Origin of the sequence: Tolypothrix sp. VBCCA 56010, assembly GCF_050875635.1 — a bacterium.
Taxonomy (GTDB): Bacteria; Cyanobacteriota; Cyanobacteriia; order Cyanobacteriales; family Nostocaceae; genus Hassallia.
Map to the genome: position 1 here is coordinate 128,369 of NZ_JBPAOH010000002.1, position 14,857 is coordinate 143,225.

The 14,857-nt window shown below is 43.9% G+C and carries 11 protein-coding genes and 1 pseudogene; 6 read left to right on the forward strand and 6 right to left on the reverse strand.

Annotated elements, in window-relative coordinates; genetic code table 11:
• Positions 1–5 precede the first annotated feature (5 nt).
• Positions 6–3,218: a CHAT domain-containing tetratricopeptide repeat protein gene (locus AABK37_RS01195; RefSeq protein ID WP_432549792.1), complete on the forward strand. Its 3,213-nt coding sequence runs from the start codon at positions 6–8 to the stop codon at positions 3,216–3,218.
• A 127-nt stretch (positions 3,219–3,345) separates the two neighbouring features.
• Positions 3,346–4,296: a trypsin-like serine peptidase gene (locus AABK37_RS01200; protein ID WP_432549793.1), complete on the forward strand. Its 951-nt coding sequence runs from the start codon at positions 3,346–3,348 to the stop codon at positions 4,294–4,296.
• A 184-nt stretch (positions 4,297–4,480) separates the two neighbouring features.
• Here the strand turns inward: AABK37_RS01200 and AABK37_RS01205 are convergent.
• A pseudogene (locus tag AABK37_RS01205) lies at positions 4,481–5,310 on the reverse strand (IS982 family transposase).
• A 589-nt stretch (positions 5,311–5,899) separates the two neighbouring features.
• Between AABK37_RS01205 and moaA the strand changes: the two are divergent.
• Positions 5,900–6,886 carry a GTP 3',8-cyclase MoaA gene (gene moaA, locus AABK37_RS01210; RefSeq protein ID WP_432549794.1) on the forward strand — a complete coding sequence of 329 codons (987 nt, stop codon included), beginning with the start codon at positions 5,900–5,902 and terminating at the stop codon, positions 6,884–6,886.
• Between the two features lie 80 nt (positions 6,887–6,966).
• On the opposite strand, the gene rpsD is transcribed toward moaA, so the two are convergent.
• Together rpsD and AABK37_RS01220 are read right to left on the reverse strand one after the other, a co-directional pair.
• Positions 6,967–7,575 carry a 30S ribosomal protein S4 gene (gene rpsD, locus AABK37_RS01215; protein ID WP_039752579.1) on the reverse strand — a complete coding sequence of 203 codons (609 nt, stop codon included), beginning with the start codon at positions 7,573–7,575 and terminating at the stop codon, positions 6,967–6,969.
• 196 nt (positions 7,576–7,771) lie between these two features.
• Complete coding sequence (locus AABK37_RS01220; RefSeq protein WP_432549795.1) at positions 7,772–7,942, reverse strand: hypothetical protein; 171 nt, start codon at positions 7,940–7,942, stop codon at positions 7,772–7,774.
• Here AABK37_RS01220 and AABK37_RS01225 point away from each other — a divergent pair.
• Both AABK37_RS01225 and AABK37_RS01230 read left to right on the forward strand, forming a co-directional pair.
• Positions 7,941–8,081 carry a hypothetical protein gene (locus AABK37_RS01225; RefSeq protein ID WP_432549796.1) on the forward strand — a complete coding sequence of 47 codons (141 nt, stop codon included), beginning with the start codon at positions 7,941–7,943 and terminating at the stop codon, positions 8,079–8,081. The genes AABK37_RS01220 and AABK37_RS01225 overlap by 2 nt on opposite strands.
• Before the next feature lie 27 nt (positions 8,082–8,108).
• On the forward strand, positions 8,109–8,750 hold the full coding sequence (locus AABK37_RS01230; protein WP_432549797.1) for a hypothetical protein: 642 nt from the start codon (positions 8,109–8,111) through the stop codon (positions 8,748–8,750).
• Between the two features lie 38 nt (positions 8,751–8,788).
• Here the strand turns inward: AABK37_RS01230 and hetR are convergent, their stop codons facing one another.
• Positions 8,789–9,688 (reverse strand): heterocyst differentiation master regulator HetR, encoded by a 900-nt coding sequence (hetR, locus tag AABK37_RS01235; protein WP_432549798.1) that lies wholly within the window; start codon positions 9,686–9,688, stop codon positions 8,789–8,791.
• Between the two features lie 713 nt (positions 9,689–10,401).
• The gene (locus AABK37_RS01240; RefSeq protein ID WP_432549799.1) at positions 10,402–12,723 is read right to left on the reverse strand and encodes an EamA family transporter; all 2,322 of its coding nucleotides are present in this window, start codon (positions 12,721–12,723) and stop codon (positions 10,402–10,404) included.
• Between the two features lie 494 nt (positions 12,724–13,217).
• On the opposite strand from AABK37_RS01240, the gene AABK37_RS01245 reads away from it, so the two are divergent.
• On the forward strand, positions 13,218–13,481 hold the full coding sequence (locus tag AABK37_RS01245; protein WP_432549800.1) for a hypothetical protein: 264 nt from the start codon (positions 13,218–13,220) through the stop codon (positions 13,479–13,481).
• Here AABK37_RS01245 and AABK37_RS01250 read toward each other — a convergent pair.
• On the reverse strand, positions 13,410–14,828 hold the full coding sequence (locus AABK37_RS01250; RefSeq protein WP_432549804.1) for an inorganic phosphate transporter: 1,419 nt from the start codon (positions 14,826–14,828) through the stop codon (positions 13,410–13,412). The genes AABK37_RS01245 and AABK37_RS01250 overlap by 72 nt on opposite strands.
• Positions 14,829–14,857: the final 29 nt, after the last annotated feature.

Here is a 14,857-nt window from a genome sequence, read left to right on the forward strand (position 1 = left end):
TGAGGATGAACAATAGTGCAAAGTCTCGGCGGACTTTCTGGTGCTTGCTACCCAGTTTTACCCGCTACAGTTTAATTTTGTTACTCGCTGGCGTCTTTTTATCATCGGTGGCAACGACTGGCAGCACGAGTGTGCAGATAGCACAGCGATCGGAAACTGCTTCACAACAAGCAACTAGCGCTGCGGCGAAACGCCTCTTTGATGAGGGATTACAACTGTATAAGCAAGGCACAGCAGAATCTCGGCGACAGGCAATTGAAAAATTCAAACAAGCATTACCCTTGATGCGGCAAGTAGGCGAGAAAGTGCGGGAAGCTACCACTCTCAACAATATTGGCAAAGTCTACTCAGATTTAGGCGAGAAGCAACAAGCCCTCAATTACTACAATCAGTCACTACCCTTATCGCGGCAAGTGGGTGATAAAGCTGGCGTTGCTGCCACTCTCAATAATATTGGCAAAGTTTACTCAGATTTAGGCGACAAGCAACAAGCCCTCAACTATTACAATCAGTCATTACCCTTAAGGCAGCAAGTGCGCGATAAAAGGGGGGAAGCTACCACTCTCAACAATATTGGCAAAGTTTACTCAGATTTGGGCGAAAACCAACAAGCCCTGAACTACTACAATCAGTCACTGCCATTGAGCAGGCAAGAGGACGATAAACCACTGTCAGCTATCACCCTCAGCAATATTGGCAAAGTCCACTCAGATTTAGGCAAGAACCAACAAGCCCTCAACTACTACAATCAGTCACTACGCTTATCGCGGGAAGTGGGCGATAAAGCACTGCAAGCTACCACTCTCGACAATATTGGCTCAGTCTACTCAAATTTAGGCGAGAAGCAACAAGCCCTCAACTACTACAATCAGTCATTACCTTTATCGGCGCAAGTGGGCGATAAAGCACAGTCAGCTCGCACTCTCAACAATATTGGCTCAGTTTACGATAGCTTAGGCGAGAAGCAACAAGCCCTCAATTACTACAATCAGTCACTACCCTTATCGCGGCAAGTGGGCGATAAAGCACAAGAAGCTGCTACTCTCAGCAATATTGGCTTAGTCTATGACGATTTAGGCGACAATCAACAAGCCCTGAACTATTACAATCAGTCACTACCCTTATCGCGGCAAGTGGGCAATAAAGCGGGGGAAGCTGCCACTTTCAACAATATTGGCGGAGTTTACGATGCTTTAGGCGAGAAGCAGCAAGCCCTAAACTACTACAATCAGTCACTACCCTTATCGCGGCAAGTAGGCGATAAAGCACTGGAAGCGGGCACTCTCAACAATATTGGCAAAGTCTACTCAAATTTAGGCGAGAAGCAACAAGCCCTCAACTATTACAATCAGTCACTACCCTTGAGCCGGCTTGTGGGCGATAAGGCGAGGCAAGCTACTACACTTTATAATATCGCTTTTGTAGAACGCGACAGAGGCAACCTCCAACAAGCACTTACCCAAATTCAAGCAGCGATCAAAATCATCGAAGATTTACGCACCAAAGTTGATAGCCAAGACTTGCGAACATCCTACTTTGCCTCTCAACAGGACGTTTACAAGTTTTACATCGACTTATTGATGCAACTGCACAAAAAAGACCCATCAAAAGGATACAATGCCCAAGCACTGCACATCAGCGAACGCTCCCGCGCTCGTGGTTTAATTGAACTTTTAACCGAAGCTAGAGCAAATATCCGTAAAGGTGTTGACCCTAAGCACTTAGCAGAGGAAAAACGTTTACAAGAATTAATTGATGCTAAGGAAAAAAGACGTTTTGATATAGTTAATAGTGGCAAAATTAAAGACCCCATTGCCAAAGCCAACGCTGAGAAGCTTCAAAAAGAAGTCTCAGACCTCCTCACTCAACGCAAAGAATTAGAAACCCAAATCCGCACTTCTAACCCTAAATTCGGGAAAATTAAGTACCCCAAACCAGAAGACATCCTAAAGTTACCGCAAATTCAGCAACAACTCGATAAAGATAGTTTGTTATTAGAGTATTCCTTGGGTGAAGAACGTAGCTATCTTTGGGCTGTAACTCCCAACTCTATCGACAGTTACGAACTTCCCGCACGCAAGCAAATAGAAGACGCGGCAACTGAATTTAAAGGACTTTTAAATAAATGTCAAGTTTCCGACTGTCAGAAATTATCGGCAGAGAAAAAAGCTCAGGATATCAAACAAACAGCTTTATCTGCAAGTAAACTTAGTAAAATTATCCTTGCACCTGTGGCTGACAAGTTAGGACAAAAGCGTTTGGTGATTGTCGCTGATGGTGCTTTGCAAACAATTCCTTTTGCGGCATTAAATGACGTAGAGACGGGACAGCGGAACGTTTCTACAAAAAAGACAGAGGTTAGTTATCAACCTTTGATAGTCAAACATGAAATAGTCAATTTGCCTTCGGTTACAACAATTGCTACTCAAAGACAAGACTTAAAAGGACGCATTCATGCACCGAAAACTTTAGCTGTACTTGCCGATCCGGTGTTTGAAGCAAATGATTGCCGAGTTACAGGAAAAGATTGTCAAGCCAGTGACAAATTATCAAATATCGCTCCCAATCTTGACCTTGGCAGTGAAATAGAACAGTCTCAACTGAAGAAAGCAGCGAGAAATCTTAATCGCAATGGCTTCCGAAGACTTGAAGGTACAGAAACTGAAGCAAAAGCAATTTTACAACTCGTACCTTCTGATAATCTCCAAGCTTTTGATTTTGATGCTAACTACAACTGGGTAACAAATAAGCAACTTTCACAATATCGCTTTTTACATTTTGCTACCCACGGCTTTGCAGACCCCAATAACCCAGAACTATCAGGAATCGTTCTTTCTCAGTTTCTAGACAAACAAGCTAAACCTGCTGATAGAGGTTATCTGCGATTAGGTGACATTTTTAATCTTGACTTTGCAGCCGATTTGGTAGTACTAAGTGCTTGTGACACTGGTTTGGGTAAAAATGTCAATGGGGAAGGTTTAGTAGGCTTGACAAGAGGATTGATGTATGCAGGGGCAGAACGAGTAGCTGTGTCTTTGTGGCAAGTTAACGACGATGGGACGATACCTTTAATGCAAGAATTTTACACACAAATGTTGAGCCAACGTAAGCCGCCTACAGTTGCTTTACGTGCTGCACAAATGAAATTATGGCAAGACCAGAAGTGGCAAAATCCTTATTATTGGTCTGCCTTCACTTTACAGGGTGAGTGGCGATGAGTAAACCTCACCCCGTCCTACCGGATACCCTCTCCTTAGTAAGGAGAGGGGCTGGGGGTGAGGTTTGTTCCTACGCTCCGCGTGGGAACGAGTTAAATGAGTTAACTAACAAAGGAGTAATAATTTCATGACTAAACAACCTTTTGCACTATTTTTTTCAGCAATTCTCGGTGTTGCAACCTTGGGCTATTGGGCATCAGTGCAAGCACAAGCACAAACACAAGCACAACAAACTACCCCACCGAAGTTTACCAGCTTTAAAGATGCAGGTAAGTTAAAAATCCAAGGCAGTGTTAAACCTTTTTTACCATCTGGGCTTGGTCAATCTGCAAAACCTAATGAAGGTGGTGGGACACGGGGAACCATTGGTTTCGATAACCGCATCCCGATGTTGAGCAGAAAATATCCTTGGTCAACTATTGGACGAGTGCAAGGTACTACAGCGGATGCTAATAGTTATCATTGCACGGGAGCGTTAATTGCCGAAGATATTATTTTGACCAATGCCCACTGCGTCATCGACCCGGAAAATGGTAAGTTAAGCCAGAGAATTCAATATTTGCCAAATGTGATTGATGGTGAAGTACAAGATACGCGGGATGTGGCAGAAGTGGTGGATGTTGTCTATGGCACAAATTTCAAAGATGGTGCGAAACTCGATGCAAATGACTGGGCTGTGATGAAAATTAATAAGCCTCTTGGTCGCAAGTACGGCTATTTAGGTGTAAAATCTGTTGCTTCTTCAACTCTTGTTCGCAATCAGAAAAAATACTTTTTCGTCGGCTATTCTGGCGATTTTCCCGGTGCAAAATATAAACAATATTTTACTGCTGGTGCTGGATGGACGGCAAGTTTTCAACCTGATTGCAGCATTTTGAAAGAAGAAGCGAATTTTCTTTTACATGATTGCGATACTGCTGCGGGTTCTTCTGGTGGACCAATTATCGCGATAGTTGATGGTGAACCTTATGTTATTGCTTTGAATGAGGGTGAGGTTAAAAACTCAAGCACCAAACAGGATTTATTCAATGTGGCAGTGAAAATTGATTTTTTAGATAAGTTGAGTGCGAGAAATTAGTTAGCTTAGAATATTGCCTAGGACTGTAAGTCCTAGGCTAATAACCCAAGTTGCGGGTTATCAAATACAAATATACTATTTCAGGCGATCGCAGACTCCAAAGTAGTGATTGCGCCTAGCGCAATCACTACTTTGACTAAGAGCGAAAGTCCAGTATTTGAAAAAATTAAGTATTAAATCAAACTCATTTCCTAAAAGCTTGTTGAAGTGTAAATGCAAAAATAAATGCTTCTAGCTTCAGCAAAAACCCTTCCAAAGTACAAGCATGAATTGATCTTGGGAATACACAAGTAATGCTACTAAAAACTGTTTCAATATAATGCCTTGTATGCTGCTTAACATAATGATTCCAGGGTTGATCTTGACGCTTGGAATTATTTTTACGCATTACTTTTAATACTATTTGGCTACTTTGTTCGAGGTCGTCTTCGGCAGTGTAATCAGTGTACGCGCTCATCACTATATACCTCGCTACCTGGTGGTAGGTTTAATGGTAAAGCAGAATAGCGCACGTACATCCGAAGCACTACCGGGCATAAAAACGAACTCAACTGGGATACCACTTTTAGTCGTTAATAATTGGACTCTCACTCCATAAAAATAACGTTTTTTAGATGCAATATAACCCCGATATTGCTCTGACTTGATTATTTTGACATTGAAAATCCGAATATTATCACATAATGCTACAGGAAATGAGTCTAAAAGATATTCAGTACAATCACGTGTTTCTTTGAGTATCATTCCTATTTGATGAAATAAATCATTAATTAGCATCGAAACACTGTGTAATCGCCGATTAAATCGTGATTTTTCTAACATTTCTGGAATAAATTTATGCTCTTTCATATAGTTGCAAGCTTTACTGTGATTGCCGTTAAAGAATAATGCTGCAACTAATGCTGTTGTAATAATTTCTGCATCACTCATATGACGACGACAATCTTCATCATGTCCAATCGCCTTTAACAAGTCATCAGTGATAGCATAGATCGCAATTATTTCATTTAGCATACACCCCTCCGATTTTTATTCCTGGAGGGGATTTTATTGCTTAAATGACACCTTGCGATCGCCTAATCTATAACTAGCAACTTGGGTTAATAGCCCAAATCCATTAAAATGGACTGAAATCCATATGTAGGACTACTATTTGATTTTTGAACAAAATTAAGTATGTAGGGTGCGTTACGGATTTCATCCTAACGCACCATTGTCAAGGCTTTGGTGGGTTAGCGGTAGCGCAACGCACCCTACGTATATTTTCAAAAATCAAACCGGATTCCTATGAAAGCTAGTAAGCTAAACCACATTTAATTTGCTTTATTTAATTTTCTCAAACTTTTGTGGGGTAGGCATCTTGCCTGCCCACTTTATGCTGCGTTAAATGTGGAACAGCTTATTTAGTCCTATTTATAGAAATGAGCGCTGTTAGCCATAGGTTTATAACCTATGGCGGATTGTGTTGTGTCAAATCCACAATCGAGTGAAATTCACGTTAGCTTAAAAGAACGTCAGTAAAATTTATATCGCAAGCGGGTATTTATAGCTTGACAAAAATCGTGTCTTGTGAATCAAGACTAGAAGATAAATCTATAAAATTATGAACCAGGTAGATTACCTCCGGATAAGTTTAATCGATCGCTGTAATTTTCGCTGTCAATACTGTATGCCGGAAGGGGCAGAATTAGACTATATCCTCAAGCAACAGCTATTAACTGATGCGGAACTACTCACCCTAATTCAAGAGGTGTTTATCCCCGTTGGTTTTACGCGGTTTCGCTTGACTGGGGGAGAACCGCTGTTACGTCCGCGTGTGGTGGATTTGGTGGAAGCGATCGCATCTTTCCCCCAAACTCAAGACCTCTCAATGACAACCAACGGCTTTTTACTCGCGTCAATGGCGCAAAACCTTTACGATGCAGGTCTGCGACGCATTAATATTAGCTTAGATTCTCTCGACCCAGATATATTTGACCAAATTATCGGCAATCGCGGACGATCGCGCTGGCAAAATGTATGGGAAGGGATTCAACAAGCATACCATGTCGGATTCAACCCGCTCAAACTGAATGTAGTGATAATTCCCGGCGTTAATGACCATGAAGTGTTGGATCTTGCCGCTTTGAGCATTGACAAACAGTGGCACGTTAGATTTATTGAATTTATGCCGATTGGCAATTCGCAATTATTTGGCGATCGCGGTTGGGTTTCTTCAGAACAGTTGCGCCAACAAATCCGCGAATGTTGGGGTTTGACAGAATCGCAAGTTTGTGGTAGTGGACCTGCTGATGTATTTCAAATTCCGGGAGCGAAGGGGACACTGGGATTTATCAGTCAGATGTCAGAGTGTTTTTGCGATCGCTGTAACCGGATGCGCTTGAGTGCAGATGGCTGGCTGCGTCCTTGTTTATTAAATGAAAGCGAGCAACTTGATTTGAAAACTGCTCTCCGCGCCGGTATCAGCACCGCCAAATTGCGGGAGCAGGTTAAACATTTATTGGCAATAAAGCCAGAAATCAACTTTAAAGGACGCGACACGGGAACAATCGGTGTTTATTCTCGCACCATGTCGCAAATTGGCGGATGAAACAAGTTATGAGTTATGAGTTATGAGTTATGAGTTGAAAGATGTTAACTCCTAACTCCTAATTCCTAACTCCTAACTCATTAAGCTTGACGTGAGTAATACTCAACCACGAGCAGTTCATTAATTTGTAGCGCTACCCATTCACGCTCAATCACACCGTTAACTTTGCCTTGCATCTTGTTTTTATCAAACTCTAGATGATTGGGAAGGTTAGCTAAACCGGGATATTGCAAATTAGCTTCTACCAACTTGCGTGAATTTTCGCGGTTTCTGACCGCAATTTCTTCTCCGGGACGGCACTGATAGCTGGCAATATTCACGGGACGACCGTTAACAGTTACGTGACCGTGATTTACCAACTGACGAGCCGCTGGAATGGTGGGAGCCATACCCATGCGAAAAACGGTGTTATCCAAGCGCATTTCGAGCAATTGCAGCAGCACTTGTCCGGTAGAACCGGTAACACGTCTAGCTTTGCGTACATAACGTAGCAATTGCTTTTCGGTCAGACCGTAGTTGAAGCGGAGCTTTTGCTTTTCCTCTAGACGGATGGCATACTCAGAGCGCTTCTTGCGGTTCTGACCATGCTGACCAGGGGGATAAGCGCGTCTAGCGCTTTTACGACTTAATCCTGGTAAGTCACCTAAGCGGCGAGTAACTCTGAGGCGTGGTCCTCTATATCGGGACATGTGTTTCCTTAATCTAAATCCTGTTTAATTTTACCCAGACATACCATTATAAATAGGTGGAAAACATTATTTCCAGAAATTATTAATTTTTATATCAAATTGGGGAATGGGGCATGGGGCAATGGGCAATGGGCCTTATCGCAATGGGCAATGGGCAATGAGAATAAAAAGAAGCTAGACGTATTTCACAAAGGGATTATGCCCCAATGCCCCATGCCCTATGCCCCATGACGCGGCTATGCTTCAAGTCGGCATCCCCGACGGCAGGTGCGTGAGTGCCGGGAAACCCTTGCGGCAGTCGCTCATGGGGAGCCAGTGCCGTGGGCGGGTTTCCCGACTTGAGGCATAGCCGCGTGGTAACGAACATGACCGCGTTGCCTTACCAACGCACTGCCTCCCCAACGCACTGGCTCCCGCATGCCCCATGCCCCATGCCCAATGCCCCATGCCCCATGCCCCATGCCCCATGCCCCATGCCCAATGCCCATTCCCTGAATTTGAGATAGCATAAGCTTGGTGTTTGGAGAATGGCAATGTTAGCGATCGCAAAAAAAATCAGCACTAGACCGAATAAACACGGAAGTTATGCCTTGAAAATGCTAAAAAATAAAACTATTCGCTTGTTCGCCCCAGCTTTGGCTGTGGCTGGATGGATGGCAATGCCTTTACCTGGTATGGCTGTCACAGCCTCTTACACGAATGATTACCGTGCTTGTGCTGGTCGCCTTTTAAGTGTCGGCGTAACTGCCGATGCTGCGTCCCAAGGTTGTGCAAACGCACTGCGTCCGAGAGAGTTGTCTCTGTGCGTGGCGAGAATTCAGAAACAAACGCAAGTTGCAGCGACGGATGCACTCGCATCTTGTAACCAAGCAAGGCGTCCGGAAGATTTAGCCACTTGCGTGGTCGGTATCAGTGCAAATGTTAAAGAAACTGTGAACTCGGCTGCTTTAAATTACTGTAGTCGCAGTTTGTTGCCAGTGCGTTTCGCCCAGTGTGTTGTAGGTTTGCGTGCGGAAACTGACTCTGCTCCTGTGCAAGCGATGGATAATTGTATTGATGCGAGTGACCGAGCGGTCAGCGGTTATTTACCTTCGTTTATACCGGCAACGCGATCGCAAGATATCCAACCGACTTTTGAGAGTAACCCACTTCCCACAAATCCCCTTAGAAATTAAAGCGATTAGCGCAACGAATTGCTAATCGCTGTTAATTATCAGTCTTCTTTGTTACCAAAGACCATCTGTAAAATCATGGGAACTCCACCCTCTTGGTGATATTTATCCGCCCAAGCGCGGATAACTTCATCCAATTCTGACAGAGCCTGTTCTAATCGCTCTGGTGGGACATCCATTGTTTCCAAGACTCGCATCGAATTTGGTCGCCGTTCTGCCCAATCTTTCATCAAGCGAAAATACCGAGCGGTATCTTCGACCATGATGTATGTACGCTCTTGATCGTCAGCAGGAGCGTAAAAAGAACGGGTGAGAGCGTAGAAAGGCATTCCCCAAGGAGAATCAATCCTTGTCACCGTGCCTGAGTATAGCAGACGGCGCTTGATATGCTCCGCTAAAGCTTCACTCAAACCCATACGGTGTTCTTCGGGCAAGTCTTCCTGCGATCGCTTATGCAAAAATTCAATCAGTTCTAAAAACTCAAAAGAACTGACTAATTGGGCGTCAGGCAGGTTATGCGGCAGTTTTTGTTCAATTTGCCTTTTTTCGTCAGAAGTCAGACTTGTACCCGGAATGCGCGATCGCCCCGGTCGCCAAGGAAACTTTTCCATCCACACATAAGGCAACTGAATTAGATAGCGCGGTTCTTGCGAACCAAGCATCTTCAACAGCTTGCCCTCTGTCAGCGCAAGTCTTACTTCTTCAACAATGATTTTCACCCGCTTCGGCTCAAGGTGGTGCAAATGTCCTGTCATTCGCAGGTTTTGTCCCTGCTCCAGATAGGTCATGTAAATCGCACACTTTGCTGCCGTTGCTGCCGCATCTAAAAACGCCCCATGCCGATGCCCACTAGTCCGCATGGCACTAAAGGCAAGATAAAGCATGATCTGATCCATCGCACTCGGACCAAGACGTTTGATCAGATCTATGTCGTTACTCATATTACAGACAGATGAATAGCACGTTTACACAGTTATCAGCTAAAGGAAAGTAAGTAGTATACACCCGACTGAAGGCAATATCTTCACTTCAGATTATTTAATTATGCGTTATTTCTGAGTATTCTTGGTAGTATGACGTAAAATTACCCGTACTTTATAACACACAGACACAGCTATTAATGTTAGTATAGTTAAAGAGTGCATCTTACTTAAACCTCAACAACATCCGCAAATCTCAATACGGTCGATTTGATCCCTACAAAAAATTTATGGGGCGTTAAAGAGGAATATATGCAGTTTTTGAGCTTGTTTCACTTATGCAGCACTACCATTAATTGCATTTTCGCATGAGGACGAATGGTCTAGCTAAGTGCTTTTACTTTAAAAGTAACTACAGATGCTTGCAGCATTTAAGATACAGCAGTTTGTCAATTACCTGTGTAGTGAATGAAATATAGCTTTGTCAAAAAAAGCTGATTTTTGTTAAGTTATGAAAACTGCGTAGGGCATTGGGCATGGGGCATTGGGCATTGGGCATGGGGCATTGGGCATTGGGCATTGGGCATGGGGCATTGGGCATTGGTAATTTTAACTCCCCCTGCTCCCCCTGCCTCCCCTGCCCCCCTGCCTCCCCTGCCCCCCTGCCTCCCCTGCCCCCCTGCCTCCCCTGCCCCCTTGTCCCCCTTGTCTCCCTGCCCCCTGCCCCCTTGTCCCTAGGATGCGCGTATTCTTTCTAAGCTAAATGCGGCTGCACCAAAGGTAATTAGCAAGACTCCTAAAGCCTGAACGATTGATAAGGTTTCCTGAATAATTAAGCCGGCGAAAATCACGGTTAAAACTGGGACACTGGCTCCGAATATCGCTGCACGGGTTGCACTAACTTTGCTAATTCCCACGTTATTTAACACATAAGATGCCAAAGTCATTACACCCAAGATAAAAGCGCTTAAGATAAGTTCTAATAAGCGATTGGGATCAACTATCAAACTTGAGCTAGTTGGTAAAGGCAACATCAAACCGATGAAGCACAAACATAGCATAGTAGCGAAGTTAATTAAAGTAAATGTGACAGGATGCAATTTAGCAGCACAAATCCGCGTCAGAATTACGTAAATAGCGAAACTGACTCCTGAAGCGATCGCACTGATACTTCCTACATAGTTATTACCAATACCGACTTGAGCTGACCCACCCAACATCAACAATTCACCGAGAAAAATCACGGCGATCGCACCAATACGAACTAATGTTGGTTGATCGCCAAACATAAACCAAGATAATAGTCCGCTAATCATCGGATAAATAAAGAAAAGCGCGATCGCCATCCCCGTTGGTACTTGTCCAATCGCCAAGTATATCAGCAACTGAGACAAAAACAAAAAGCATCCACTCACAACCGACAATATCAACACCTGTCGCGTACTTGCTTTCGAGGGAGTTGGATTTCCCCGTACTGAGCCAGCCAAGGAATGTAAATCTTGCCACACTCGCTGATGCATCATCGGCGCTAAAACTAACATTAGCGGTACAACCACCATCATCCTCAGCATCAAAATTAACAGAGAATTTCCCAACGTCGGCGATATCAACTGCTCAACTTGAAACGCACCTAAAATTAGGGAATTTGGCTGAAAAATTGCCTTAATAGCGACGTTGTAAAGCGACGACAACACCGTTGACAATACAATCAGCAATAAACCCATTTGCATGGGCGATAAGCCTCCAGCGCCACCAGAGGGTCGTTGTGGCTGACGAGAAGGAGATGGTGTAGTTTCGCTCAGTTCCCTAGAAAGAACAGAAATAGGCTCTTTCGGGTCTTTTTTCACCTCTTTTGGCTTTACCTTGATTTCTGGCGGAGGGGATGGGGGTAATGTAGCGTCGCTTAGTTCCCTGGAAAGAACAGAAATAGGCTCTTTCGGGTCTTTTTTCACCTCTGGTGGCTTTGCCTTAGTGTTATTTGATGCCGGCAAAGAAGACTGAGATAATGTAGTTCCCTTGCTCGATGTTTCTTTGGGAACAGAAGTTGGTTCGGCAGGTTTCTTAACCTCTGACACCGGCAAAGAAGACCCAGATAATGTAGTTCCGTTGCTCGATGTTTCCGATTGAATAACAGAAGTTGGTTCAACGGCAGGTTTTTTGACTTCTTTGGCTGGTACAGAAGACGCAGATAATGTAGTTCCGTTTCTCGATGTTTCCGATTGAATAACAGAAGTTGGCTCAACGGTGGGTTTTTTGACTTCTTTTTCTGGTACAGAAGATACAGATAATGTAGTTCCGTTGGTCGATGTTTCTTTAGGAATAACAGAAAGTGGTTCGGCGGGTTTTTTGACTTCTTTGGCTGGAGAAGTGTTTATGACATTTTGCTGTTTTTGCTCAGAAACTGTCAACTCAACAGACTTCGTTGGGGTAACTGGTGTAATTAAACTTTTTTTTTCCAGTTCCTTGTTAAGCCGATTGGTTAATTCTGCCAACATCGCTTCCCCTTGCTGCTGTCGGCTTTGCATCCGAGACAACTGTTGAGAAATACCACTTTGATGGTTATTTAACTCTTGTTGGAGTAACTTCAAGGTGATAGTTAGGGTATCATCTAGACTGCCAATCAGTTGCTCAGTATTTTTATTAATTTCTGTAACAATATTACTGTTAGCCTCATGTGACGCGATACCTGCGGCGATCGCATTTCCTTGGTTTAAATCGCGCTCGATTGCTTGATTAGCTAAAGCCGAAAGCGAAGATTGTAATTGAGAAGATATATGATTTGCTAAAACTTGCGCCAATTGACGCACCAAAGCTTGTTGTTCAGTTATTTGCTTGGTCTGTTGTAGCTGTTCTTTTTCGGTTTGCAGCCGTTTAATCTCATCAGCTAGATGTTTTTTGTCTGACTCCAGCCTATTTATATCTTCTTGTAAGGATTTGAGCATATTCTGCTGGAGGCTTTGCAAATCCTCAACTACACCCCACAAGGCAGTTTCTGCTGCCCTAGATATTTCGCCTCTTGCACGCGGGTTTTCTGGTCGGTTCTCAAATCGCCCCATTAGTCTTTAACCTCTGACCCCTTGACGATAATGCAGCTTTTTGTGGAATTCCTCAGCACTCATATTATTCCCTGTATTTTGTCAGATAAACTAAAAATTTTAACAGGACTTATGCGTTTTAACTTAATTTTGTGATGCTCAACACAGCAAACCGCAAACCGGATAATTTGCCCTACTGTTTTGACATTTAATACACGAGATTCCCATTAATTGGTGCATCACAGACTACTATTCTGTAAGTTCTATTGAAATCAGCTAGTTTCAAGTGATATTTTTATCCGGAAAAAAATATCATCAAAAATAGATATCTATTCTTTTAGCGGCAATAGCAATTATCAATGACTTACGGATTTCTGCGTTTTTTACGTTTGGCTTAATGCAATTGTCGAAATTCTCAAACCTATCTGTAAATTTATGTAGAATGTCAATTGCGTTACACCTTTCATCCCAAATCTGGATGAAAATATTCTTTGGTGGGAATAAAAATATCCCCTTTGCCTGAAAATCATTTTACTGAATTAAAAGCCTTTGTGCCAAATGCCCTGCTTTGGATGTGGGGGAGTGGGGGAGTGGGGGAGTGGGAGAGGGGGGGACAAGGAGACAAGGAGACAAGGAGAATTCAAAATTTAATACTCTCCCCCTCTCCTTGTCCCCCCCTCTCCCCATCCCCCCCTCTCCCCATCTCCCTACCAGAACTTAGCACTCAGCAGTGTAAAGATGGCAGCGCTGAGGGCTGCGCTGAGGGGGACTGTGATTAGCCATGCACCGGCGATTCCTTTGAGAGTTTGAAATTGAATCGACTTGAGATTTTGTACTAGTCCGATGCCAACCACGCCGCCAACGAGGGCATGGGAGGTGGAAACGGGTAAACCCAACCGGGAGGCTAGCAGGATGGTGGTGGCTGTAGCGAGTTCGGCGCAGAATCCGCTACTAGGTTGTAGGGAAATGATGCTTTCGCCAATAGTAGCGATAACTTTTTTGCCCCAAATCGCTAAACCAGCGACAATACCAACACCGCCAAGTATTAAAATCCAGATGGGGATCGTAATGCCATTTATTGGAACTGTGCCAGTAGTATTAATGTAAACGATCGCTGCCATTGGTGCGATCGCATTCCCCACATCATTAGAACCATGAGCAAATGCCACAAAGCAAGCGCTCAAAAGTTGAAATTTACCGAATAAGCGTTCGATGGGATTGGGGAGTGGGGAATAGGGAGTAGGGAGTGGGGAATGGGGAGTGGGGAGTGGGGAATGGGTAATGGGTAATCGGGAATGGGTAATGGGTAATGGGTAATCGGGAAAAGATTCTTCCTTGTCCTCCTTGTCCTCCTTGTCCCCTTGTCCCCCTGCCCCCTTGTCCCCTTGTCCCCTTGTCTCCCTGTCTCCCTTGTCCTCCAATTCTCGTAAGCTATAGAAAGTCAGTCCCACTGCTGCTACAGCACCTGTGAAAATTGGCATGTCGTGGGCAGGTATATTTAAATTAAATTGCTCAATTAAAAAATTTGTCAGAGGTTGACTCAAAGAGGGTAGGACAATTACTCCAAATATCCCCAGCAGCAATGCACTCAACCAAGGAATCCATTCTTTTAACTGCGCTATCTGATTAGGTTGATCCAAAATCCAGCGCTTGATTTGACTGTAAAATAAAGCGGCGATCGCACCACTTATCAGAGGGGTGACAATCCAACCAAGGGTAATTAACTTAATTGAAGACCAATCAATCGCGTTAACTCCTAAAGCTACCCAACTAAATCCAGCGATCGCACCAACAACCGCATGAGAAGAAGATACAGGTAAACCGCGTGAGGTGGCAATTTGCAACCACACCCCAGACGCGATTAATACCGTCACCATCCCAGTTAAAAGCATTTGCGGTGCAGCGACAAATAAAGCGGGATTGGCGATTTTCGTTGCCAGTGTTTCTGATACCTCTTGCCCAAACAATACAGCACCCGTAAACTCTAAGACCCCAGCAATTATCAAAGCCTGTCTTAGGGTAACAGCTTTGGAACCTACAGAAGTTCCCATCGCGTTAGCAACATCATTTGCTCCCAAGTTGAAAGCAACGTATAAAGCTAGTAGGGTGACGAAAATTGTAAGCATTTGGGTGGGGGAGGGGGAGAGGGGGGAGG

What these genes read in the sequence shown, in the direction of transcription:
- moaA (WP_432549794.1), top strand. Translation starts at nt 5,900, where the DNA reads ATGAACCAGGTAGATTACCTCCGGATAAGTTTAATCGATCGCTGTAAT.
- AABK37_RS01240 (WP_432549799.1), bottom strand. Translation starts at nt 12,723, where the DNA reads ATGGGGCGATTTGAGAACCGACCAGAAAACCCGCGTGCAAGAGGCGAA.
- rpsD (WP_039752579.1), bottom strand. Translation starts at nt 7,575, where the DNA reads ATGTCCCGATATAGAGGACCACGCCTCAGAGTTACTCGCCGCTTAGGT.
- AABK37_RS01225 (WP_432549796.1), top strand. Translation starts at nt 7,941, where the DNA reads ATGACCGCGTTGCCTTACCAACGCACTGCCTCCCCAACGCACTGGCTC.
- hetR (WP_432549798.1), bottom strand. Translation starts at nt 9,688, where the DNA reads ATGAGTAACGACATAGATCTGATCAAACGTCTTGGTCCGAGTGCGATG.
- AABK37_RS01200 (WP_432549793.1), top strand. Translation starts at nt 3,346, where the DNA reads ATGACTAAACAACCTTTTGCACTATTTTTTTCAGCAATTCTCGGTGTT.
- AABK37_RS01230 (WP_432549797.1), top strand. Translation starts at nt 8,109, where the DNA reads ATGTTAGCGATCGCAAAAAAAATCAGCACTAGACCGAATAAACACGGA.
- AABK37_RS01195 (WP_432549792.1), top strand. Translation starts at nt 6, where the DNA reads ATGAACAATAGTGCAAAGTCTCGGCGGACTTTCTGGTGCTTGCTACCC.
- AABK37_RS01250 (WP_432549804.1), bottom strand. Translation starts at nt 14,828, where the DNA reads ATGCTTACAATTTTCGTCACCCTACTAGCTTTATACGTTGCTTTCAAC.
- AABK37_RS01220 (WP_432549795.1), bottom strand. Translation starts at nt 7,942, where the DNA reads ATGTTCGTTACCACGCGGCTATGCCTCAAGTCGGGAAACCCGCCCACG.